Source organism: Parabacteroides sp. AF17-3 (genome assembly GCF_003635445.1).
GTDB classification, from domain to species: domain Bacteria; phylum Bacteroidota; class Bacteroidia; order Bacteroidales; family Tannerellaceae; genus Parabacteroides; species Parabacteroides goldsteinii.
The window spans coordinates 28,943-52,977 of the sequence record NZ_QTMM01000010.1 but is presented as its reverse complement, the minus strand read 5'-3'; the positions used below and the strand labels follow the sequence as shown (position 1 = coordinate 52,977).

15 protein-coding genes and 1 riboswitch are annotated in these 24,035 nt (G+C 44.0%); of the genes, 3 read left to right on the top strand and 12 right to left on the bottom strand.

Features of this window, described 5'->3' with window-relative positions; translation table 11 throughout:
• Positions 1–3: 3 nt before the first annotated feature.
• From DWW91_RS14310 to rimP, 12 genes are all read right to left on the bottom strand, one after another.
• Complete coding sequence (locus tag DWW91_RS14310; RefSeq protein WP_233584491.1) at positions 4–3,438, bottom strand: TonB-dependent receptor; 3,435 nt, start codon at positions 3,436–3,438, stop codon at positions 4–6.
• 126 nt (positions 3,439–3,564) lie between these two features.
• The gene (locus DWW91_RS14305) at positions 3,565–4,770 is read right to left on the bottom strand and encodes a FecR family protein (RefSeq protein WP_122328117.1); all 1,206 of its coding nucleotides are present in this window, start codon (positions 4,768–4,770) and stop codon (positions 3,565–3,567) included.
• A gap of 80 nt (positions 4,771–4,850) precedes the next feature.
• A complete protein-coding gene (locus DWW91_RS14300) occupies positions 4,851–5,423 on the bottom strand; it encodes an RNA polymerase sigma factor (RefSeq protein ID WP_122328116.1) in 573 nt (190 codons plus the stop codon).
• 93 nt (positions 5,424–5,516) lie between these two features.
• Positions 5,517–5,969: a GNAT family N-acetyltransferase gene (locus DWW91_RS14295; protein WP_122328115.1), complete on the bottom strand. Its 453-nt coding sequence runs from the start codon at positions 5,967–5,969 to the stop codon at positions 5,517–5,519.
• Between the two features lies 1 nt (position 5,970).
• Positions 5,971–6,351 (bottom strand): VOC family protein, encoded by a 381-nt coding sequence (locus DWW91_RS14290; protein ID WP_046145465.1) that lies wholly within the window; start codon positions 6,349–6,351, stop codon positions 5,971–5,973.
• 93 nt (positions 6,352–6,444) lie between these two features.
• Positions 6,445–7,797 carry a Fe-S cluster assembly protein SufD gene (gene sufD / locus DWW91_RS14285; protein ID WP_122328114.1) on the bottom strand — a complete coding sequence of 451 codons (1,353 nt, stop codon included), beginning with the start codon at positions 7,795–7,797 and terminating at the stop codon, positions 6,445–6,447.
• Complete coding sequence (gene sufC / locus DWW91_RS14280) at positions 7,790–8,545, bottom strand: Fe-S cluster assembly ATPase SufC (RefSeq protein ID WP_010801824.1); 756 nt, start codon at positions 8,543–8,545, stop codon at positions 7,790–7,792. Before sufC ends, sufD begins: the two co-directional genes overlap by 8 nt.
• A 129-nt stretch (positions 8,546–8,674) precedes the next feature.
• Positions 8,675–10,120 (bottom strand): Fe-S cluster assembly protein SufB, encoded by a 1,446-nt coding sequence (gene sufB / locus DWW91_RS14275; protein ID WP_046146411.1) that lies wholly within the window; start codon positions 10,118–10,120, stop codon positions 8,675–8,677.
• 51 nt (positions 10,121–10,171) lie between these two features.
• Positions 10,172–10,663 (bottom strand): CvpA family protein, encoded by a 492-nt coding sequence (locus tag DWW91_RS14270; protein WP_010801822.1) that lies wholly within the window; start codon positions 10,661–10,663, stop codon positions 10,172–10,174.
• A 2-nt stretch (positions 10,664–10,665) separates the two neighbouring features.
• Entirely contained in the window at positions 10,666–13,707 is a 3,042-nt protein-coding gene (infB, locus tag DWW91_RS14265; protein ID WP_122328113.1) for a translation initiation factor IF-2, read from the bottom strand.
• 21 nt (positions 13,708–13,728) lie between these two features.
• Positions 13,729–14,994 (bottom strand): transcription termination factor NusA, encoded by a 1,266-nt coding sequence (gene nusA, locus DWW91_RS14260; protein ID WP_007655272.1) that lies wholly within the window; start codon positions 14,992–14,994, stop codon positions 13,729–13,731.
• 9 nt (positions 14,995–15,003) lie between these two features.
• Entirely contained in the window at positions 15,004–15,471 is a 468-nt protein-coding gene (gene rimP, locus DWW91_RS14255; protein WP_199722583.1) for a ribosome assembly cofactor RimP, read from the bottom strand.
• Positions 15,472–16,465: 994 nt separating this feature from the next.
• Between rimP and DWW91_RS14250 the strand changes: the two genes are divergently transcribed.
• The 3 genes from DWW91_RS14250 (at position 16,466) to DWW91_RS14240 (ending at position 24,027) form a co-directional block, all read left to right on the top strand.
• Positions 16,466–19,861: a SusC/RagA family TonB-linked outer membrane protein gene (locus DWW91_RS14250; RefSeq protein WP_122328111.1), complete on the top strand. Its 3,396-nt coding sequence runs from the start codon at positions 16,466–16,468 to the stop codon at positions 19,859–19,861.
• Positions 19,862–19,901: 40 nt separating this feature from the next.
• Positions 19,902–21,509: a SusD/RagB family nutrient-binding outer membrane lipoprotein gene (locus DWW91_RS14245; RefSeq protein WP_010801819.1), complete on the top strand. Its 1,608-nt coding sequence runs from the start codon at positions 19,902–19,904 to the stop codon at positions 21,507–21,509.
• A gap of 137 nt (positions 21,510–21,646) precedes the next feature.
• Positions 21,647–21,762: riboswitch (TPP riboswitch) on the top strand.
• Positions 21,763–21,825: 63 nt separating this feature from the next.
• On the top strand, positions 21,826–24,027 hold the full coding sequence (locus DWW91_RS14240) for a TonB-dependent receptor (RefSeq protein WP_122328110.1): 2,202 nt from the start codon (positions 21,826–21,828) through the stop codon (positions 24,025–24,027).
• Positions 24,028–24,035 lie beyond the last annotated feature (8 nt).

Sequence of the window (24,035 nt, the reverse complement as noted above, 5' to 3'; positions counted from 1 at the left end):
GTATTAAAAAATTACATCTAGCCCAAGTGTAAAAGTCCTTGGGAGTGGATAGGCCGCTCCTGATTTCTTGCTACCCATTTCCGGATCCCACATTTTGAGGTTATCCCATACACACAAATTATTACCCATCAAATAAATACGCGCCTGTTGCACTCCCATTTTCCGAGCAAAGTTTTGAGGTATTCGATAACTAAACTCAAAATTCTTGAAACGCAAGAAACTTGCATCACGTACCCAAAATGTACTAGCGGCATTATTATGAGCATGCGTATCCGGCCTTAAACGGGGATAATCTACATTAAAATTATAAGGATCAGAATCTGACCAGTGATTAACAAACTCAGATCTTAACCGGGAATTTTCAACTCCCCACAAGAAAGGCCATAATGCGGAAGTATTATCTGCTTGTCCCAGGATTGTTGATGTATTACCGGCTCCCTGGAAAAATGCACTCACCGTAAAATTTTTCCATTCGGCACTGACTCCAAAACCATATACGATTTCCGGATTTTCAGGATCGACCAGTCCACGCTGAGCATCAAAGCTATTGATAATACCATCGCCATTCAAGTCGCGGTATTTTAAATCACCCGGACGAATATCCCCAGACAAACCTGATTTTACAACACCTTCCTTCAATTCATAGTTCCGATTGATACCTTCGCCGGTAATATTAAAATCATCATAGGTATAAAAACCATCACAAATATAAATAGACCTGTCTCCGATTCTTGTTCCCGTAACATTCATCCATTCATATTTTTGAGGAACTTCATCATATTCCAACACTTTATTTCTGGCAAAAGTGAAGTTTCCTCTAGCTGACAATTTTACTTCGCCGATTGTATGATTTAAAACAAGACTAGCATCAAGCCCCTGGTTTTTTACCTCTCCGAAATTTTGCCAAGGCATCACCTGGAATCCGGTCGTCGCTCCAACAGTTTTACGCTGTAACAAAATATCAGAACGATTATTATTGAAATAATCTATTTGTAAATCAATACGATTATCGAACAATCCTAACTCTATTCCGTAATTTTGTTTTACTTCTATTTCCCAACCGATTCCCGGTGAATAAAATTGTCCTTCTATGATGCCATTACCGACACCTCCGTTAGCACCTCCATCTGTATAACCGACATTATACCCTCCGGCATCCATTTTCATGGATGAACGATACAAGAAACGACTACCGCCCGTATTATCGTTACCTGTTCGTCCCAAAGACGCACGGAGTTTCAATTTATTCAAAATATTACTTAAACCTTTTCCATAGAATTTTTCATTGGATAGATACCAGGCGACACCTACTGCCGGGAAGAGTCCGAAACGATGCCCTTTGGCAAATGTCTCACTTCCTGTATAACCGAAATTTCCTTCAATTGAATAACGGTCATCATACATATACGACACACGCCCAACCAATCCTTGCTTTCTATATGCTAAAGGCTGATCATGCGGTTGATAATCCTTTTGCATATATAAAACCATTGCATTAACATTATGGATATCATTAAAAACTTGTGCATAATTCAATGAGTTTTCAAAATAGATCGTTTTATCTCCGGAATTTTTAGGTTCAGCTCCTCCCAAAGTATTAGAGCCGGAAACCTTTTCTTCAAAAATCAAATTCCCATTTTCATCCCTTCCGGTTGCAAAATACTGAGAAACTGATTTACTCCTCTTCATTGAATATAACATATTAGCATCGAATGCGACGGATGCTTTATAACTCAGCCCCTTCGTTATAAAGTCTAATTTTTGAACCAAACCAACCTTAGATTGAATACGCGTACGCCACTCCTTCGAATACCCTGAATTATTCAATAAATTATAAGGATTAACTTTATTTGAACTTGGATCAGGATGGCCCGCTATTGTTCCGTCTTCATAAATCATCGGGAAAAGATGAGACGGGACAGTTGACATTTTAGTGAATAAATCCTGAGTTCCGACACCAGGATAATTTGTATTCAAATATTGTCCGCTTAGATCGACACTGACTACTGTCGTTTTGGTTATATTCAAATCAATATTACTTCTCAAATTGAAACGTTTTACACCGATATTTGAATTGTAATCATCTGTTGTATTCGATTTAAACAGTCCCGATTCAGTATAAAAAGCACCGGAAACAAAATATTTAGCTCTCTCAGTCCCGCCTCTTGCATTAATAGTTATTCTTGAATTCGTCGTAAGATCTTTAAGCAGATCATACCAATCGACATTCGGATACAACATCGGATCAACTCCGTCTCTATATTTCGCTAATGTCTCATCATCATAAACACTTGGAGATCCGACATTATTTAAAGCTTCATTATAAGCTTTCAAATACTCGTATGAGCTGGCATACTTAGGTAAACGTGTTGCTTGAGAAACACTGGTTTCCGCACGCACTGAAATACGAGCCTTCGCAATCTGACCACGTTTAGTTGTAATTAAAATTACACCATTAGCACCCTCTGCACCGTAAACAGCCGTAGCAGCAGCATCCTTCAGCAAAGAGAACGTTTCGATTTCATCCGGTTCGACATCCTGCATCTGACGAGGTACACCATCCACTAAAACCAACGGACTGGTCCCGCCGGAAAAAGAACTGACACCACGTATCCAAAAATCAGAATTATCATAACCAGGTTCGCCTGATCGCTGCACAGCGATCAGGCCGGACAATTGTCCGGCTAAATTATTCGTAAGGTTACGAGTCGGCAATCTTAATTCTTTCGTTGAAACCGTATTTATTGCACTGACAACACTACTTTTTTTCTGTTGACCGTATCCGACAACAACAACTTCTTCCAACGCTTTGGAGTCTTCATAAAGCTGTATATTTATATTTCGCCGTCCGTCTACTCTTATTTCCTGAGTAGCATACCCCAGATAGGAAATACTCAAAACAGCATTTTTACCGGAAAGATCAAGCTCATAACGACCATCAATATCTGTTGTTGTACCGTTTGTTGTTCCTTTTTCTACTACAGAAGCTCCAATAATCGATTCCCCTTTAGTGTCAGTAATAACCCCTGTTACTTTCGTTCCCTGCTGATTAACTTCTGCCGGTTGCGGAAAGGTTTCTCTCTTTGTTATAATGATTTGGCGATCTTTGATTGTAAAAACATTATCCGTATTCCTAAATATTGAATTCAATATGGCTTCTACACTCTGATCTTTCACATCCAAATTAACTTTTCGGTTTAAATCGACCGTATTATCCATGTAGAAAATTATAAACTCGCTATTGTTTTCAATCTGTTTGAAAACATCTTTTACGGATTTATTATTTACACTGATTGAGAAAAGAGTTTCCTGCGAATAAGAATTAGAGGCTAAACTTACCCCTATCCCCAAAAACAAGAATAATAACACTGCTCTCATTATTCGAAAAAATTTCACGTGTTCAATGTTTTTCACACCGAACTTCACTTTAAATTTCATAACTTTGTAAATGATTTAAGTTAGTATTGTTATTAACAGACTAATTTGAGAGCCGGATAATATCGCGAGTATTGTTCGGCTCTGTTTTTTTCAATTATAAATCTAAGGTCCCATAAACTATCAATTTTAAGAGTTTGTACTAATTTTTATTTTTTCTCCACTATAAACTATTTGAATTGATGCCGCATTCTTCAAGTTATCCAACACATCATTTAAATTGTCTCTCAGATCTAATTTTCCGCTACAGGTAAGTTTTCCCACAATTTCATCCCATTCTATTTGAACTCCATAATATCTGGATAATTTTTTAAAAACGATCTCCAATGGTTGCTTTTCAAACAGATAATATCCATTTCTCCATGCAGTGTAATTGTTTACATCTACAACTTGTACTTTTATTTCATGAGTCTGGTCATCATAATCAAACTGTTGATTAGGCAATAAAACCTCGGTAGATTTCTTATTCGTATTTACTTCCACTTTCCCCTCAACTAAAGTTACTTGCATATTCGAATCGTCTTTATAAGCCGATACATTAAAACTTGTACCCAAAACTTTTACATCTACTTGTTGAGTCCTAACAACAAACGGCCATGACGTATCATGTGTTACATCCAAATAGACCTCACCTTCCACATATATCTCACGCTTCTTTTTTTCAAAAGAAACCGGATAAATAACTTTTGAACCAGAATTTACCCAGATTTTAGTCCCATCGGAAAAGGTAAGAGACGACCGTCTACCATAGGGTACTATCAATTGATTAAATATTTTGGTATTATCCTTTTCTTCGATTTCTGTTGCTACTTTTTGGGAGTTTACGTTAATCTCCCCTTTATGGTTATATTCAACCTGACTTTCTTTTTCCTGAATCGCTATTTTCTTATTTCCGGATAATACAAGTTCTATCTCTCCTGTAGAGTTAAAAATAGGTTCTGTTGTATTCAATATTGCCTGGTAATCAACATCTTTATCTGAAAAGTAATATTCTTGAACAACAAAAAGACAAAGAAAAACAACAGCTGCAACTCCTACTAATGTTTTGATAACAGAGATTGTTTTCTTTTGCAATTTATCCTTCCTGTTCTCCGTATTGATTCTATTCCACAAGACTATTTCATCGATTGAAGAAAAGTCCGGATGTTTTATATCACGCCTCAAATGACCGATAAAAGAACGGGCAATATCTATTTCTTCCGCCAACTCCTTATCTTTTTGCTTAAGTTCATCCCAAAACAGGTCTTCTTCGGCAGTCGGAGACAATAACCATTGAACGAACCGATCATCATTCAACAGTTGGTCTGCCTTATATCCGATATAATTTTTATGCATACAAATTACCTTTTTAGATATTAGAGCCGTCAGACTCACTTTTATACTCACTAAAAAGTAATTTTTTTCAAAAAAATATTTTATCGCATAGCAAATAATAAAAATAAGAACAAGTTTATATCTCCCATAGAGCTTCTTATCTTTTTCAATGATCGTTGAATTAGATTTTGTGCAGATTGATAATTAAGGTCCATCAGAGTACAGATTTCTTCCATACTCATTTCTTGAATAAAACGGTAATAAATAATTTCTTTTTGGCGGGAAGTCAACAAGGATAATATTTTTTCCACTTGTTTTCTTTCGTTTTTATATTGTTCATCTTGAATAAACTGTTCTTCGACAGTCAATTCTAATACAAAAGGGACATCCTCTACGAGGTTTTCTGTAATAGTTTCTTTATGTATTTGTTTAATCAGATTATTCTTTAATGCAGTAAATAGATAAACCTTAATATTATCCGGTGACACCAATTGAGCTTTATTCCTATATAAATAAGTAAAAATATCTTGTATGCAATCCTTTACAAGCTCAGTATCAGTCGTAAAACACATCCCATACTGATAGAGCTTTTGTGCATAAGTTGTGTAAATCCAACAATACGAATCGTCATTGCCTGATACAAATTCCTGCCATTTTACTCGACTTATGTCCATTCACGCTAAATTATGATATTGATTTCAGGTTCAAAGATAATTTATCTATTATAAATTTTGTTACTAAATTTCAATTTGTTAGCAAATTACAAGTCAAATCTCTTTTTCCAGAATCAGCCGGTGCCGGCACTGGACACCGTTTTCCCAGATCGGTTCAGGATAATTACGGACAAAATAATCACGATCCAATACCTTCAGATCGAAGCCTTCCTGCTGGTAAAGCATCAACGGGCCCGGAGCAGAAGTGCCGGTACAGACTTTCAAACAGGTGATATGATTGGTTACCGCCCATTCATCCGAGACAAAACGAAGCAGGAGGCGGGCGATCCCCCTCCGCTGGAAAGACTCGTCTACTGCCAGGTTCATCACCTCTGCCATTTCCTCCGTTTCCTTCTGCACCACGATCACCCCAACCGGTTTGTCTCCTGAAAAAGCGGCGAAACAATCCGAAGTCTTCAGATAACTGTCAACCAGTTCACGGTTAGGATCTGCCAGCAAGAGCAAATCCCAGGGGTAGTCTGTTGTATGTTCGATGCGTATTTCCATATCAGGCAACTATTTCTATGATATTGCCATCCGGATCTGCTACAGAACCTTCATAAAAACCGTCTCCGGTAGTACGAGGCTCACCCAGGATCGTGTAACCATCCCGGCGGAATTGTTCAATCTTTTGATCCACTCCCTCTTTTGATCCGGCAGAAAAAGCGAAATGGGCCAGACCGATATATACTCCGTCATTTTCAACGGTAATATCTGTCCGCTGCATGATCTCCAGAGAAGCAGCACCCTCGAAGGTAACAAAATAAGAGGCGAATCCCTTCTTCGGGTTTACATACTTTTCATTACTCTTCCCACCGAAATACTTCACATAAAAATCTCTGGAACGTTCAAGTTCATTGGTCCAGATAGCAATATGAGTCAACTGCATAATTAAATAAATGATTGGTGAAATGCAAAGATAAACAAAAAGCCCGGACAGACATAATCTCCATCCGGGCCTTTCTAAAGATCAGATAATATCTTATTTGCAGATACGGCAATCGGCACAACGCGCCAGTTCTCCGCGAAAACGTTTTTCCACCAGCTTATGCAAACGGTCTTTCAAGGCATCCAGACGCACATGGTCGATCACATCCGACGTAAATGCCACACTCAGCATCATACGGGCTTCGCTCAATGGAATACCACGGCTACGCATATAGAACAGGGCATTCTCATCCAATTGCCCGGTCGTCATACCGTGCGAACATTTCACATCATCCGCATAAATCTCCAATTGCGGCTTACTATACATACGGGCTTCACGGGTAGCACAGAGGTTGCGATTTGTCTGAAAAGCAGCCGTTTTCTGGGCACCTTCCTTTACCAGGATACGGCCGCTGAATGCACCGACTGCATGGTCATCCAGAACATTCTTGAATAACTCATTACTGGTACAATTCGCCACAGCATGCGTAATATGACTATACGTATCCACCTGTTGCTCACGGTCCATAACGGACATTCCGCAAAGGGTTGTTTCTGCATATTCGCCGTTCAGTTCAATATAATAGTTGTTACGCGTAAGACCATTGTTCAAGGTTATACCGTTTACCAGGACATTGCTGGAAGCCTCCTGTTTCACATGGACCGAGGCAAAGCGGGAAGTGGAAATGCTGCTTTCTTCCAGATCATAGTAATCGAAATAAGCACCTTCGCCGGCAAATATCTCAACGACCTGGGTAGCCAGGAATTTCACATCGTCGATGCTATGATCGCAGATGAGCAATTTGGCTTCCGAACGCGGTTCCATAATAACCAGGATACGGCGGTTTGCCATAGCATCCACGTCACTGCGGAATATATTAATCAGCTGGATAGGACGTTCCACAGCCACACCTTCCGGCACATAAAGCACGAAACCGTCCTGCGCCAGCATCGTATTCAATGCGATGATACCGTCATGGTTGCTTTTTGCCGCTTTACCATAATAACGGGCTGCCACTTCCGGATATTGCTCCGCAAAGTTTTTCAAGCCACCGGCGTATACTCCTTCCGGCAGATGCGCCTTCGGCATCATCTTATCGTAGAACGTGTCGTTCACGACAAAATAGAGGGAAGTACTCAGGTTCGGGACATCGCAACGGAACACGTCATACGGATTGACCGGAATAGCCAAGCGATTGATATTCACCCCATAGTCGGGGGCAAAAGCCTGCGCTACATCTGTATATTTATAATCTTCACTCTTTACCGAAGGAAAACCCAGGCGATCGAAATCGGCCAGTGCCTCAGCACGCGGAGCATTCATCACCGCTGCGCTATGACGACACACCAGGTCCTCATATCTGGTAAAAAGATCGATATATTGTTGTTCGGCTCTCATCTCACTCATCTCCCATTTCTTTCTTGATCCAGTCGTAGCCTTTTTCTTCCAGTTCGAGGGCCAGTTCCGGACCGGCTGTTTTTACGATACGTCCTTTGTACAATACATGTACTACATCCGGTTTGATGTAATCCAACAAACGTTGGTAGTGAGTGATTACGATCGCTGCATTTTCAGGCGTACGCAATTGATTCACACCGTTTGCCACGATACGGAGCGCATCGATATCCAGGCCGCTGTCCGTCTCATCCAGGATAGCCAGTTTCGGTTCGAGCATAGCCATCTGGAAAATCTCGTTGCGTTTCTTTTCACCACCGGAGAAACCCTCGTTCACGCTACGACTCGCCAGTTTGTTATCCAGTTCAACGATAGCACGTTTCTCACGCATCAGTTTCAGGAAATCGGTTGCGGAAACCGGTTCAAGACCGTTATATTTACGGTGCTCATTCAAGGCGGCACGCATAAAATTCACCATGCTTACGCCCGGAATTTCCACCGGATACTGGAAACTCAGGAAAATACCTTCACGGCTGCGGTCTTCGGGGTCCAACTCCAGCAGATTCTTCCCGTTGAAGATCACCTCGCCCTGAGTTACCTCGAAAGCCGGATTACCTACCAGCACACTGCTGAGTGTACTCTTTCCCGAACCGTTCGGCCCCATGATGGCATGTACCTCACCGGCCTTTACAGAAAGGTCGATACCTTTCAATATCTCTTTGCCATTCACGTTGGCATGTAAGTTCTTTATCTCTAACATATCTGTTGTTATTTCTCTATATTTATTCCATACTCATCGAGGATGATACGCGATCCCTATCGCGGACATCGCTCGATACCCATCGCGGAGATTGCTCGATCCCTATCACGGACGTCGCGCGATTCCGTTTTACCCAACGCTTCCCTCCAGGGAGATGGTCAGCAGCTTCTGTGCTTCGACGGCAAACTCCATCGGGAGTTTGTTCATTACCTCACGGGCATAGCCGTTTACGATCAGACCGACGGCCTCTTCGACGGAGATACCGCGTTGCTGGCAATAGAACAATTGTTCTTCGCTGATCTTGCTCGTTGTAGCTTCGTGTTCCACCACGGCCGTTTCATTCTGTATATCGGCATAAGGGAACGTATGGGCGCCACAGGTAGAACTCAGCAGCAGACTGTCGCACTGGCTATGGTTACGGGCACCTTCCGCACGCGGAGATACTTTCACCAGGCCACGGTAACTGTTCTGGCTATGACCGGCCGAAATACCTTTCGACACGATCGTACTTTTCGTATTCTTACCCAGGTGGATCATCTTCGTTCCGGTATCTGCCTGCTGGTAATTGTTGGTTACAGCAACCGAATAGAACTCACCGACAGAATTATCGCCGGCCAGGATACAACTCGGGTATTTCCAGGTAATGGCCGAACCGGTTTCCACCTGTGTCCACGAAATCTTGCTGCCTTCGCCTTTACACAGGCCGCGCTTGGTCACGAAGTTATAGATACCGCCTTTACCTTCTTTATCACCCGGATACCAGTTTTGTACGGTCGAGTATTTCACTTCCGCGCGTTCTTTAGCTACAATCTCAACGATAGCGGCATGCAACTGGTTCTCGTCGCGCATCGGGGCGGTACATCCTTCCAGATAACTTACATATGCCTCATCGTCGGCCACGATCAGTGTACGTTCGAACTGTCCCGTATTGGCCGCATTGATACGGAAATAGGTGGACAACTCCATCGGGCAACGTACGCCTTTCGGTATATAAACGAACGAACCGTCAGAAAAGACTGCCGAGTTCAATGCCGCAAAGAAATTATCACGATAGCTCACTACACTTCCCAGATACTGTTGTACCAGATCCGGATGATGCAACACCGCTTCACTGAACGAACAGAAGATGATCCCTTTCTCTGCCAGCGTTTCCTTAAAGGTTGTCTTTACAGAAACACTGTCCATAACGGCATCGACCGCCATACCGGCCAGTTGGGCACGTTCGTGCAAAGGAATACCCAGCTTATCGAAAGTCTTCAATAACTCCGGGTCTACTTCGTCCAGGCTTTTCGGGCCTTCCTTTTTCTTCGGAGCGGCGTAATAGATTATATCCTGATAATCGATCGGCGGAATCGTCAGATGAGGCCATGTGGGCATCTCCAGCGTCTGCCAGTGGCGGAAAGCCTTCAAGCGGAATTGAAGCAGCCAGTCAGGCTCATTCTTCTTGGCCGAGATGATACGGACGGTCTCCTCATCCAGACCGCGATGGATCATCTCCGTATCTATATCAGTAACAAAACCATACTTATAGTCGCTGCTCGTTACCTCATTTATTATCTTATTCGAATCTTCCATATACATTTATATATATTATACATCTTGCCGGATAACAAACCTTCAAGATATTTACTCTTTTCCCCAAAACAATTTATCGAAGTAAATGGTTGGAATAATCTCTTTAACCGGGTTATAATAATGGGATTCCACCTTAGCCTGACGCGGGATCAGCACGGATCCCCTATCTATGCCTTCGAGTGCATTCAGTATAAGACTGACAAATCCTAACATAAAACAAAGCCCGACCACTCCTCCTCCCAGATGGTTCAGCACACTGAGGGGCGTAACTCCGACAACTCGGCTCATGATTTCACCTGCCAGCATGATCACTCCCACGATCAGCAGGAAACCGGCCACATAACTAAGTATGGTCACCCCTTCAGGCGGAAACCAGTTCAGGGCAACGATATATCCCTTCAACCAGGCTGCCGCCTTCGAACAAAAAAAGATGGCAACAACCAGGGCTATAAGCGAAACAACCTGTTTGATGACTCCATCAAACAGGCCTTTCACAAATCCAATTCCTGCCAGACATACTAGTATAATGTCTAACCAGTTCATGTTTATAAAGTTTTCTTTATTTCAGTTTCTTCGTACGACTCGATCACATCGCCTACCTGGATATCATTAAAGTTCGTAATGTTCAAACCGCAATCCAATCCGGCCACAACCTCTTTTACGTCGTCCTTGAAGCGTTTCAACGATCCGAGTTCGCCGGCATAGATAACGATACCGTCGCGGATCAGGCGAATCTTGTTTGTACGCTTGATCTTACCTTCTTTAACCATACAGCCGGCAACCGTACCCACTTTCGTGATCTTGAATACCTGTTGTACATCCACATAAGCGGTAATCTCTTCCTTGATTTCCGGAGAAAGCATACCTTCCATAGCGCTCTTCACCTCTTCGATCGCATCGTAGATGATAGAGTACAGACGGATCTCAACGCCCTCCTTCTCTGCATTACGACGAGCCTGTACGGATGGACGAACCTGGAATCCGATGATGATCGCATTCGAAGCGGCAGCCAGTACCACATCCGATTCGGAAATCTGACCGACAGCCTTGTGAATCACGTTCACCTGGATCTCTTCGGTAGACAAACGGATCAGAGAGTCGGACAATGCTTCTACGGAACCGTCCACGTCACCCTTCACAATTACATTCAGCTCCTGGAAGTTACCCACAGCGATACGGCGGCCGATATCGTCCAGCGTAAGCATTTTCTGTGTACGGATACCCAGTTCACGTTGTAACTGTTCACGGCGGGTTGCAATCTCGCGTGCTTCCTGTTCAGTCTCCAATACATTAAATGTATCACCGGCCTGAGGTGCACCGTTCAATCCGAGGATCAGAACCGGTTCGGAAGGACCGGCCTTTTCCACACGCTGGTTACGTTCGTTGAACATAGCCTTGATACGTCCGTGGTGTGTACCGGCCAAGACGATATCACCCATTTTCAAGGTACCGTTTTCAACCAATACGGTAGAAACATATCCGCGTCCCTTATCCAGGGATGATTCGATGATGGAACCGACTGCACGTCTTGTCGGGTTAGCCTTCAGATCCAGCAGGTCGGCTTCAAGCAATACTTTTTCAAGCAGCTCTTCAACGCCCATGCCTTTCTTGGCCGAAATATCCTGGCTCTGGTATTTACCACCCCAGTCTTCCACCAGGTAGTTCATGTTAGCCAGTTCTTCCTTGATCTTTTCAGGGTTGGCATGCGGCTTATCTACCTTATTAATAGCAAATACGATAGGTACACCGGCAGCCGAAGCATGGTTGATCGCTTCAATGGTCTGCGGCATGACGGCATCGTCGGCAGCTACAATAATAATAGCGATATCCGTTACCTTGGCACCACGGGCACGCATAGCGGTAAACGCTTCATGACCCGGAGTATCCAGGAAGGTGATACGGCGTCCGCTGGCCAGCTTCACATTGTAAGCACCGATATGCTGCGTGATACCACCGGCTTCACCGGCAATCACATTGGCATTACGGATATTATCCAGCAAAGACGTTTTACCGTGGTCGACGTGTCCCATCACTGTTACGATAGGCGGACGTGCTACCCAGTCTTCTTCGTTATCGTCTTCTTCGTCGGCATTGATGGCTTCCACCACTTCCGCACTGACATATTCAGTCTTAAACCCGAACTCTTCGGCCACGATATTGATCGTTTCCGCATCCAGGCGCTGGTTGATTGAAACCATAATACCGATACTCATACAAGTAGCGATAACCTTCGTCACAGGCACGTCCATCATGTTGGCGAGGTCGTTTGCCGTAACAAATTCGGTCAGTTTCAACACTTTGCTTTCCTGTTCTTCCAGTTCCAGCAATTCATGCTCGCGTTTAACGGCTGCATCACGTTTATCACGACGGTACTTGGCACCTTTATTATTCTTATTTCCCTTGTTCGTCAAACGAGCCAGGGTTTCTTTGATCTGCTTCTGTACATCCTCCTCGCTTACTTCGGCCTTAACCGGCTTTTTCAGACGGGGTTTGCCACGGTCGTCGCGCTGATGCTGGTTAGCGGGACGGCTGTAGTTCGTACCCGGAGTGTTGTTCACATCCACACGGTCCTTCTTGATACGGTTACGTTTCTTTTTCGCATCCGCATTCGCTTCGCCCGGTTTAACAGGAGCTCCCGGCTTCACCGGTGCACCCGGTTTGGCATTCGGATCTTTCGGTCCTTTATGGAATCCCGGTTGTCCGGGTCTGTTATTGTTGTTGAACTTTTCGCGTTTATCATCGCGTTCTTTCCGTCTCTCTTCCTTTGTTTTCTTTTTAGGACGAGTAGACTGGTTCAAGGCATTCAGGTCAATTTTGCCGGTTACCTTGATATTCGACTCGAACTTCGGAGTGTTCAAACGGAACAAGCTACTGTCTTCCGATTCAGCAGAAGTCTGACCCTCTGCGGCCGTTTTATTCACTTCTTCAGAAGAGCTTGTCGTCGTTTCCGGCTTCACTTTAACTTCCGGTTTTTTCTCTTCGATTCTTTCTTTTTCCACAACTATCTCTTTTACTTCTTTTTTCTCCACAGGCTTTTCAACAGGAGCAACCTCCTGTTTTTCCTGTTTTGCAGGGGCTTCTACTGTCTTTTTTTCAGGAGCAGGAGCAGAAACGACAACCGGTTGCGGTTCTGCAACAGGTTGCGGTTTGACTTCCGGCTGAGGCTTAACGACAGGCTGCGGTTCAACGACAGGCTGCGGCTTGGCTACTACCGGTTCTTCTTTCACTTCAGGAGTCTCCTGAACTTTTTTATGCTGTCCGTCCAGGTCGATACGGCCTTTCGTTACGATTTTAGGCTTGAACTCTTCCGGGATCACGGTCTTTATTTCCGAGGTCTTCTCTTCTTTCACAGAAGCGGCCTCTCTCTCTTTCTCTCTGTGAGGACGTTCTACCCGCGGACGTTCAAAACCACCCTCAGGCAGATCCTTTCCAAACTCTTTTACGAGCAAAGCATACTGTTCATCACTGATCCTCGTGTTGGGATTTGCATTCTCCTCAACAGGATGACCTTTCTTGTGTAGAAACTCAACAACCGTGTTGATCCCTACGTTTAATTTTCTTTGTACTTGTATTAATTTTATAGGCATATCTAACTTTGTCGTAATACTTTATTCCTGACTTTCATCTTCAAATTCGGCAGATAAGATAGCAAGTACCTCGTCGACTGTTGTTTCTTCAAGGTCGGCACGTTCAATAAGTTCTTCACGGCTCAAAGCAAGCACGCTCTTGGCCGTATAGCAACCGATATTCTTCAGTGCGTCGATTACCCAGCTATCAATTTCATCTGTAAATTCATCCAGATAAATATCTTCCTCGTCGGCTCCTTCCACATCACGGAATACATCGATCGTGTATTCAGTCAACATACAGGCCAGTTTAATATTCAAACCGCCTTTACCGATAGCCAGTGATACTTCTTCAGGACGAAGATAAACCTCTGCCTTATGTTCTTCTTCGTTCACTCGTATAGAGGAAATTTTAGCCGGGCTTAATGCACGCTGGATAAACAGCGACGCATTGGATGTATAATTAATAACATCGATGTTCTCGTTTCTCAACTCACGCACAATTCCGTGGATACGAGAACCTTTCATTCCTACGCAGGCACCTACCGGGTCGATACGGTCATCGTATGACTCAACGGCCACTTTTGCTCTTTCTCCCGGGATACGCGCGATAGCCTTGATCAGGATCAGGCCGTCATTAATTTCGGGAACCTCCAGTTCGAACAAACGTTGCAGGAACATTTTATCTGTACGGGACAGGATAATCTTCGGATTATTATTATAATTATCCACCTTTTGTACAACCGCACGTACGGTTTCACCTTTGCGATAGAAATCGGAAGGGATCTGTTCTGATTTCGGGAGCAGCAACTCATTACCCTCGTCATCCAGCAACAGGATCTCTTTCTTCCACACCTGATATACATCAGCTGCTACGATTGTACCTATTTTATCTTTATATTTAGCATACAAACTATCCTTCTGCAATTCAAGAATCTTTGAAGCCAGCGTCTGACGCAGGTTCAGGATGGCACGACGTCCGAAATCGGCGAAATGAACCTCGTCGGTTACTTCTTCCCCTACTTCACAGTCGGCATCGATCTTACGGGCCTCGGTCAACGTAAGTTGCAGATTCGGATCTTCCAGTTCGTCATCAGCCACAACCGTACGGTTTCTCCAGATTTCGAAGTCACCTTTTTCAGGGTTGATAATTACGTCGTAGTTCTCATCCGTACCGAACATTTTAGCGATTACGTTACGGAAGGAATCTTCCAGCACGCTGATCATCGTATCCTTATCTATATTCTTCAACTCCTTGAACTCCGCAAGTGTGTCAATCATACTGATTGTTTCCTCTTTCTTGGCCATAATCTTTCTTTACTTGAATCTTATTAGGTATTTTGTATATTTTATTTCTTCGAATGTATAGGATTGATCTTCCCGGACAGTAACTTTGCGTTTGGCACCATCAGGTTTTACCAGCTTTTCAACGGTAACTACAACACCGTTCTCGTCAGCCGATTTCAATACTCCGGTCAGTTTCACACCGCTTTTCAGCAGCATCTCCACTTCGTTCCCTATATTCTTTACATATTGACGAAGCACTTTAAAAGGAGAGGTAACTCCTGCCGAACCGACTTCCAGTTCGAAGTCTTCCACATCCCGGTCCAGATGTTCCTCTACATACCGGCTCAATTCCACACAATCATCAATGCAAACTGCCTCATCATTATCAATCTCAATAATAATAAGGTTTCCCGGCTTAACTACTACGTCAACCAAATAATTGTCGGAAGAAGCCAATTTCTCTTCAACCAACTGAGTTATTACTCCCTTTTCAATCATAAACATACTGTTAAGAACAAAAGAAGGGGACTACCCGCCCCCTCCTCATCTTCGCTTAATCGCCCGCAAATATACAAATAATCAGTGAGTTTTCAAACAAATACAATCTTTTTATCAGAAAAGTTCGTTTTGCAGCCTAAGATAAACTCTCTTTATCTCAATACTTAACATAGGTTACATCTTTTAGGAAATTAAAACAATGGGAGAATTCCGGTGAAAACATAAAAAACAAGGCTGGAAAGGACTTTAATTCATTGATATATAACGTAGTTCTAAAAGAACTCTATACAATTATTACAGTGCAAATATATGGAATAATTGTTTCAATATATTGCATTTTGTTTAAAAAAAATGATTGATAGTCCGTTTTTTAACATATCGCCAACAATTATGCCCCTAACTAACCGTAAATAATATTTTTTCATATCTCAATCCTAAAAATCGCGAAGATTTATTTATCAATATATAAAATAAACATTAAAGCGATACATATTGTTAAAAAAGAAAACATTGCACAATACGACCTTTTCAGGCGGTATAAATATCTTCCATAAATCACTATATATATGTCATATAACCACAAAAAGCAGCTCAGATATTAATATTGAACCGCAGTAGAAGAACAATCTGTTATCCGGGAACTAACTGTTAATTTTCTTCATAAAACAGGGGATTGTGTTAAAAACAGGCGCTTTTTTCAATAATTCAGACATAAACGGACTAATTTTTTCATTCTGATATATCTCTGATTTTTTCAAATTCCAACAGGCCGAATACACACCAAGCCCAACACATACTTAACAAACTGATAATATGCAAATTAAACCCAATTCATCAACATAATAAAAGCACGTGAGTTCTTTTAGGACTATGAATTCGCCAACTATTAAACGTCAGGATCTAAAGTTTTCTATACACATTTTAAACAAAACAGAGTAAAAGAAAAAGAAGGGGGACAAAGAGAACGCCTCATTTATTAATAAAATCAATTATTATGTTGAAAAACTTCAAACCTGTCAGCTTGATTCTTGTCGCAGGAGCCATGACACTTCCCGTAAGTGCATCCGCTGACTTTGCGCCAGAGAAGCATGAAACCGCGATTTCCCAGCAGAACGGGAAAATTACCGGTACCGTAGAAGATGAATTCGGCCCGATCGCCGGAGCATCTGTAGTCGTGAAAGGAACCACAAACGGCACAATTACCGACACAGAAGGTAATTTTAGCCTGAGCGATGTAAAGAACGGAAGCGTCATCCAGATTTCTTTCATCGGGTATGCAACAAAGGAAGTGACATACACCGGTCAATCTTCCTTATCAGTCCTACTGGCTGAAGATACTCAAAAACTGGACGAGGTAGTCGTTACCGCCATGGGTATCAAGAAAGACGCCAAAAAACTAGGTTATGCCGTAAGTACAATCGATGCCGGAGAGTTGATCAAAACGGGTACTCCGGACTTCGCCACATCATTGTACGGTAAGGCTTCAGGTGTGCGCATCCAGGCAGCTCCGGGTGGTGGTACTTCCTCCGTATCCATCTCCGTACGTGGTCTGTCTTCTATCACCGGTACGACACAGCCGCTGATCGTAATGGACGGTGTGCCCATCCACAACGGCGACGCCAACAAAGACGGTTACTGGACTAACCAGCGTGTAGAATCCAACGGTATGGTAGACATCAACCCGGAAGATATCGAAAGCATCTCTATCCTGAAAGGTGCCGCCGCATCTGCCCTGTACGGATCTGAAGCAGCCAACGGTGTTGTGATGATTACCTCTAAAAGCGGTAAAGGCCAGAGTGGTCTCGGTGTAGACTTCAGTGCAAATGTAAGCTTTGACAAAGTAGCCTACATGCCGAGCATCCAGAAAGAATTCGGTCCGGGATACGACAATGCCCTGTTGGCCACCGCTAGTGAATTCGAACAGCAAACCGGTTTCCAGAATACCCGTACAGACCGTAACGGAAACCAGGTAATCTCTCCGCGTAATACGTATTATTCATGGGGACGTCCATACGACTATACCACCCAATTATACAATTATAACGGGGCTATTCGTACTTATGCACCTATCGACCACAACCAGTGGAATGATGTTTTCCAGACAGGTATCAACCAGACTTATAACCTGGCCATTACCAACGGAACGGAAAAAGGCAACCTGCGTTTCTCCTATACCTATATGGATAATACGCCGACACAGTTGAACTCGCACAACAACAAGCACAACTTTGCTCTTTCTGGTAGCGCCAATATCCTGAAAAACTTAAAAGTGGATTACTCGGCAAACTATATGCGCCAGCATGTTAAAAACCGTGCTTACCGTATCAGCCGCTTGTTGACAAACTATGCAGGTATGTTCACCGGATATGATGACATCGCAGCAATGAAGAACAGCACTGTTACCAGCTTGGGATACATGAACGTCCCTTATACCAGCAATACACTGACTCCTGATGAAGCCTGGGACTGGAATCCGGCCAACTATCAGATGTCTTCAGAGTATTTCTGGAATATCTTAGGTAAAGAACAGTTGGAAGACAATAACCGTTTCATCGCGAGTGTAACGCCAAGTTGGGAAATCATTCCGGGTTTGACCGCACGCGGCCGTCTGTCAACAGACTTGACGTACAATGTAATTGAGAATAAGAACTCAACAGAAACTCCGAACGTATTCAGACAGCCGGGCAACTATACCGGATCCTATTCATTGAAAAATTCAAAGTATGAGATCTATTACGGTGATATCATGTTGATGTTTGACCGTACATTTGCTGAAAAATACAATGTTGCTGCAACCGCAGGTTGGTCTGCCCGTCAGGAAAGTCAGTTCGACACCTCAGTGAGCACCCGCGGAGGTCTGAGTGTTGAAAACTGGTTTCACCTGAACTCTTCCGGATTAACACCGGCAAATCCATCGATGAAAAAAGCATCGCTGTTAAAACAAGCCTTCTTTGCTACAGCTTCTTTCGGTTACGACAGTTGGGCTTATGTGGAAGGAACTGTGCGTCAGGAAAAAACATCTACACTGTACCCCGGATCCAACACATTCGTTTATCCTTCTGTGAACGGTAGCGTCATTTATTCATCTTTGCTGAAAGATAATAAACCCGAATGGCTGGATTATGGTAAAATTCGTCTTAGCTACGGTGTTGTAGGTAACGCCCCGGAAATATATAAAGCAGCTACCGGTTACAACCAGAGCGCTGTAGGCAGTTATATCTACAATCAGGTTCCACAGGCACTTGGAAACAATGAGATACAACCGGAACAGAAATACGAATTCGAATTGGGTTGGGAAAACAAATTCCTCGGCAACCGTTTGGGCTTCGAACTTTCTTATTACCAGAATACAGTAAAAGACCAGATCCTTCAGACTACAACATCAGCATCTTCAGGAGGTACTTCCATCTGGATGAATGTCGGTGAATTAAAGAACGCCGGTGTTGAAATGTCTCTGTATGGTACAGTTATCCAGACTAAAGACTGGAACTGGGATATTCGTGCCAACTGGTCATGGAACAAGAACGAAGTAACAAAACTGATAGACGGAATCAACTCTATCGACCATTCTACTGTTGATAACGGAGCCGCAGTGCTGCAATCCAGAGTAGGACGCCCGATGGGTGACTGGTATGTTTACGGTACGGTAAAAGACGAGAGCGGAAACAAAGTCGTTGGCGATAACGGTCTGTATATCGTAGACTATACAGAACGCCAGAGAGCAGGTAACGCCATGCCGAAAGTTGTCGGAGGTATCAGCACATCATTGAACTATAAAGATTTCTATCTGGATGCCACTATCGACTTCCGTATTGGTGGTGACGTACTGAACTTGCCTTACCAGTATATGACCGAACTCGGTATCCTGGATTGTACATTGGATAACCGTGACGCTTCACGTGGCGGTCTTACCTGGTATGCAGACGGAAACGACCTGTCAGACCCTTCAAAACGTCATTTGACAGACCAGCCTGCCGGATCTACAGTAAACGGTAACATGGTTTACGATAACGGTGTAATCCAGCCAGGCGTTAAACAAGACGGTTCTGAAAACAAAACGATCATCACTGCCGGTGAATCATATTACAACCAATACGGTTGGGGATATTCCGGAAACATCACTTATGAAAACGCAATACAGAAGAATTCATATGTAAAGATGCGTGAACTGAGCCTTGGTTACAGATTACCGAAAAACATCACTTCCAAATTCGGTTGTAAGAACTTGATGGTTTCCGTATACGGTCGTAACCTGTTCTACTTCTATAAGAGCCTGAAAGAATTCGATGCAGAATGTACAGACGGTACAACCTGGATCACGCAGGCACAGATTGGTGGTTCAACAGCCACAACACGTTCATTCGGCTTCTCATTACGTGCAAGCTTCTAATTGACGAAAAATAATATAGAATATTAAAATTGAAAGATTTATGAAAAAAATATATGCACTCGCACTTGGATGTGCTGCCCTTCTGGCAACGTCTTCCTGTAGTGACGACAAATTCACGGATCAATATCAGGACCCGTCAAAGACACAGACGGTATCATGCCCGGCCTTGATGGTTGGAGTATGGCAAGCCTCTAATACATGGATGAATCCGGTCTATTACAGATATTACGTATCTTCCACCACTTCCGGGTTATTCTCCGGAGTGATCGGTCATACAAACAGTAAAGACCGCTTTGCCGGTGCTGGCCAGGGTTACTTCAACGAACGTTGGAGAAACTTCTACAACACTGTCACCCAGTACAGAGTATTGGAAACCGAATTCAATAACCTTCCGGAAGAAGAAAAAGAAGACTATCGTATCTTCTTCTTGCTGGGACGTACGGTAATGGAAGAACAACTTTATGAAGTTTGTTCCTCCTGGGGTGGAGTACCATTCTCTGAAGCCGGCACATTATGGGCAACAGGAGACGTAGAAGCATCCAAACCGAAATACGACTCGGATATCGATTTGTATAGAATGATCCTGAGCGACCTGGACGAAGTCAACACATACCTCAACGGCCGTTCGCTTACAGCCAATGCCAGTACTTACCTGAATGCAGAAGACTATGTGAACAACGGTGATATCACCTTATGGCGTAAATATGTGAACTCCCTGCGTTTACGTGTAGCTACTCACCTGGCTTCTAACGGCGACCTGGTAAGTGAAGCACGTGCTGCGATCAAAACCATGTTGGAAAATCCCGGTACTTATCCGATGGTAGATCTAAACTCTGATAATATCACAGTGCCACAAACCGACGATGACCAGTTTGATTTTGACCGCGACCTGCAAAACGCAATCGAGAATTCAACTTACAACCGCATGTCCGGCCCAATGCAACGCGCATTGAATGCCAACACCAATAATCCGGACCCACGTTTGGAAGTCTTGTATGACAGTAACTGGAATAACGAATATATCGGCCTCGATCCGTCTGAAACACTCACGGAACAGGAAACGAATATGAGTATCTCTACACATGGTACGGCTAAATATTACGCAGCCCTGGATACATCGACCTTCACCCGTAACCCCGGATTCCCGGGACTCTGGATGACAGCAGCCGAAGTTGCTTTCATGAAGGCGGAGGCCTATGCTAACAACTGGGCTACCGGTAATGCCAAGAGCGAATATATCAACGGTATAAAACTTTCCACTGAATTCTATTTCGATTTGAATTCAACCGGTACCTACCGTGATCCGTTAACTCCTCCCTCAGCAGCCGAAGTTGAAGCATATGCTGAAACACAATGGGACGCCAGCAATCCGCAAAAGAGTATCCTGACACAGCGTTGGATCCATCACGGTGCTATCCAGGAATATGAAGCATGGAATGTTGTCCGCCGTACCGGATATCCGGAAATTTATTTCAAACGCGACCCGCAGTCTGTCGCAACTCCGCTTCCTCTGGACCGCATCCAGTATCCGGCTGACGAAAAAGACTATAACTCAGCCAACCTGAATGCCCATCTGGGAGGTAAGGAAGACAGCTGGTACGCTCCTTTGAACTGGATGAAGAGCAATTGGTACACCACTGTTGAATAACAAATAAACAGAGATATATCCACAGTAAATAATTACAACATAATTGATGGAAAATTGTGGAGTCGAAACCGCCCCGAAGTGATTCGCGGCGGTTTTTTCCATTTGTACAATTCCCTGACTTTTCTTATCTTTGTGCCCCGAATACAAAGGGGTGCTTGCCACGTACCGATACAGTACGTGCCGCAGGCTGAGATTATACCCATATTACCTGATACGGATAATGCCGGCGAAGGAAATTGTAAAACATGGTATACTTCTTCACACAACACACCTCTCCTATTCACTTATCAGGTTTTTAAACATTAAGGTAAAAAGGATGAAAAGTGTATTGATTATCTGTGCCGGATCTCTGGCAACATTCGCAGCAGCGGGAAACCGTCCCGACCCTGTCGATTCTCTCAAAATTTCACGTGACTTATCGCTGGACGAAGTAGTCGTCACCGCCACCAAAGTAGCCAAAGGTACTCCGGTGGCTTACAGCGAAGTATCCAAAGACGAACTCAGCCGCAAAAACGATGGCCAAGGTATCCCCTATCTCATCTCCCAATCCCCTTCCGTCATCATGACTTCGGACGCCGGGACAGGTATCGGCTATTCGGGCTTCCGTATCCGCGGCACAGACGCCAACCGCATCAACATCACGGTCAACGGCGTACCGGTCAACGACTCCGAGTCTCACACCGTTTTCTGGGCCAACATGTCCGATTTCGCATCTTCCGTCGATAACATACAGATACAACGGGGAGCCGGGACATCGACCAACGGAGCCGCCGCCTTCGGTGCCACCGTCGCCATGCAAACGCAAAAGCCGGACCTGAAACCGTATGCCGAATACAGCCTTTCGGCAGGTTCGTTCGGAACCGTCAAAAACTCAGTCAAAACAGGAACCGGGTTACTCCGGGATCATTTCGTTTTCGACGCCCGCTACTCCAACGTCCAAAGCGACGGATACATCGACCGGGCAACAGCCAATATGCACTCTTATTTCGGCTCAGCCACCTATTACGGCGACAACACTCTGGTCCGCTTCCAGACATTCGGCAATATAGAAAAAACGTATCAGGCCTGGAACGGTGTCCCTTCCATTTACCTGGACAGCGACCGGACTTACAACCCTTGCGGAGAATATAAAGAGAACGGCGTTAAAAAATTCTACGACAACCAGACAGACAATTACCGGCAGCAAAACTACCACCTGATGGCAAGTCAGCGACTGAGCGACCTGTGGAATATGAACCTGACACTCCATTACACACATGGAGAGGGATATTACGAAGACTATAAGCCCAATGAAGAATTTACAAAATACAAACTCCCCGAGTCTTATATTAACGGGAAAGGCGACACAATCGTCAGTTCCGACCTCGTCCGCCGTAAATGGCTGGACAACGACTTTTACGGTATCGTTTACAGTGCGAACTATCGTTCCGAACGTCTCCAGATGAGCTTCGGTTCAGCTGTCAATAAATATGTAGGCGACCATTTCGGCCGTGTCATGTGGGTCAAAAATGCAGAAGCACTCCCCTCGCCTGACTACGAATATTACCGTAACAGAGGGAACAAACTGGATTATAACTTTTACGTAAAAGGCAACTACCGGTTCCACCCCTACCTGAACGGATACCTCGACCTGCAATACCGTGGCATCCATTACACGATCAAAGGAAGTGACGACAATACCGGTAAGGAAATCTACGTCAACAAAAACTGGAACTTCTTCAACCCGAAAGCCGGTATCAATTTCCAGAAAGGCGGTCATAATGCTTTCGTCTCTTTCTCCGTCGCCAACCGTGAACCCAATCGAGACAATTTTACGGAAGCCGCAGTCAACGAACGTCCTACTCACGAAACACTCTACGACTACGAAGCCGGTTACAGCTTCGGCAACCAACGTTTCCGCGCCGGAGCCAATCTTTATTTTATGGACTACAACAACCAATTGATCCTGAGCGGCAAAATCAGCGAAATCGGTGAAGCATTGACCAGCAATATCAAAGACAGTTACCGCATGGGAATTGAACTGACCGGAGGCGCAAGTATCACCCACTGGCTGGACTGGAACGGAAACATCACTCTGAGCCGTAACAAAATAAAGAATTTCACTCATTACATAGATGACTTCGATAACGGAGGCCAGGCAAGTTATTATCTGGGAACAACCGACATCGCCTTCTCTCCCGGCATCATCGCCAACAGCATGTTCGATTTCAACCTGAAAGGATTCTCCGCCAGCTTCAACTCACAGTTTGTAGGCCGTCAATACATCGACAATACCTCCACCAAAGACCGTTCCATCGATCCCTATTTCGTGAACAGCCTGCGTGTCGGATACGTTTTCAAACCGAAGTTTGTCAAGGAGATCGGCGTCGACATCACCATCAACAACCTCTTCAACGAGAAATATGAAACAAACGCCTGGGTATATACCTACATTAGCAAAGGTGTCGTCAACAAAGACGACGGTTATTTCACCCAGGCCGGCACAAACGCCATGGCCAGAGTAACAATCAGGTTCTAGAGAAATAT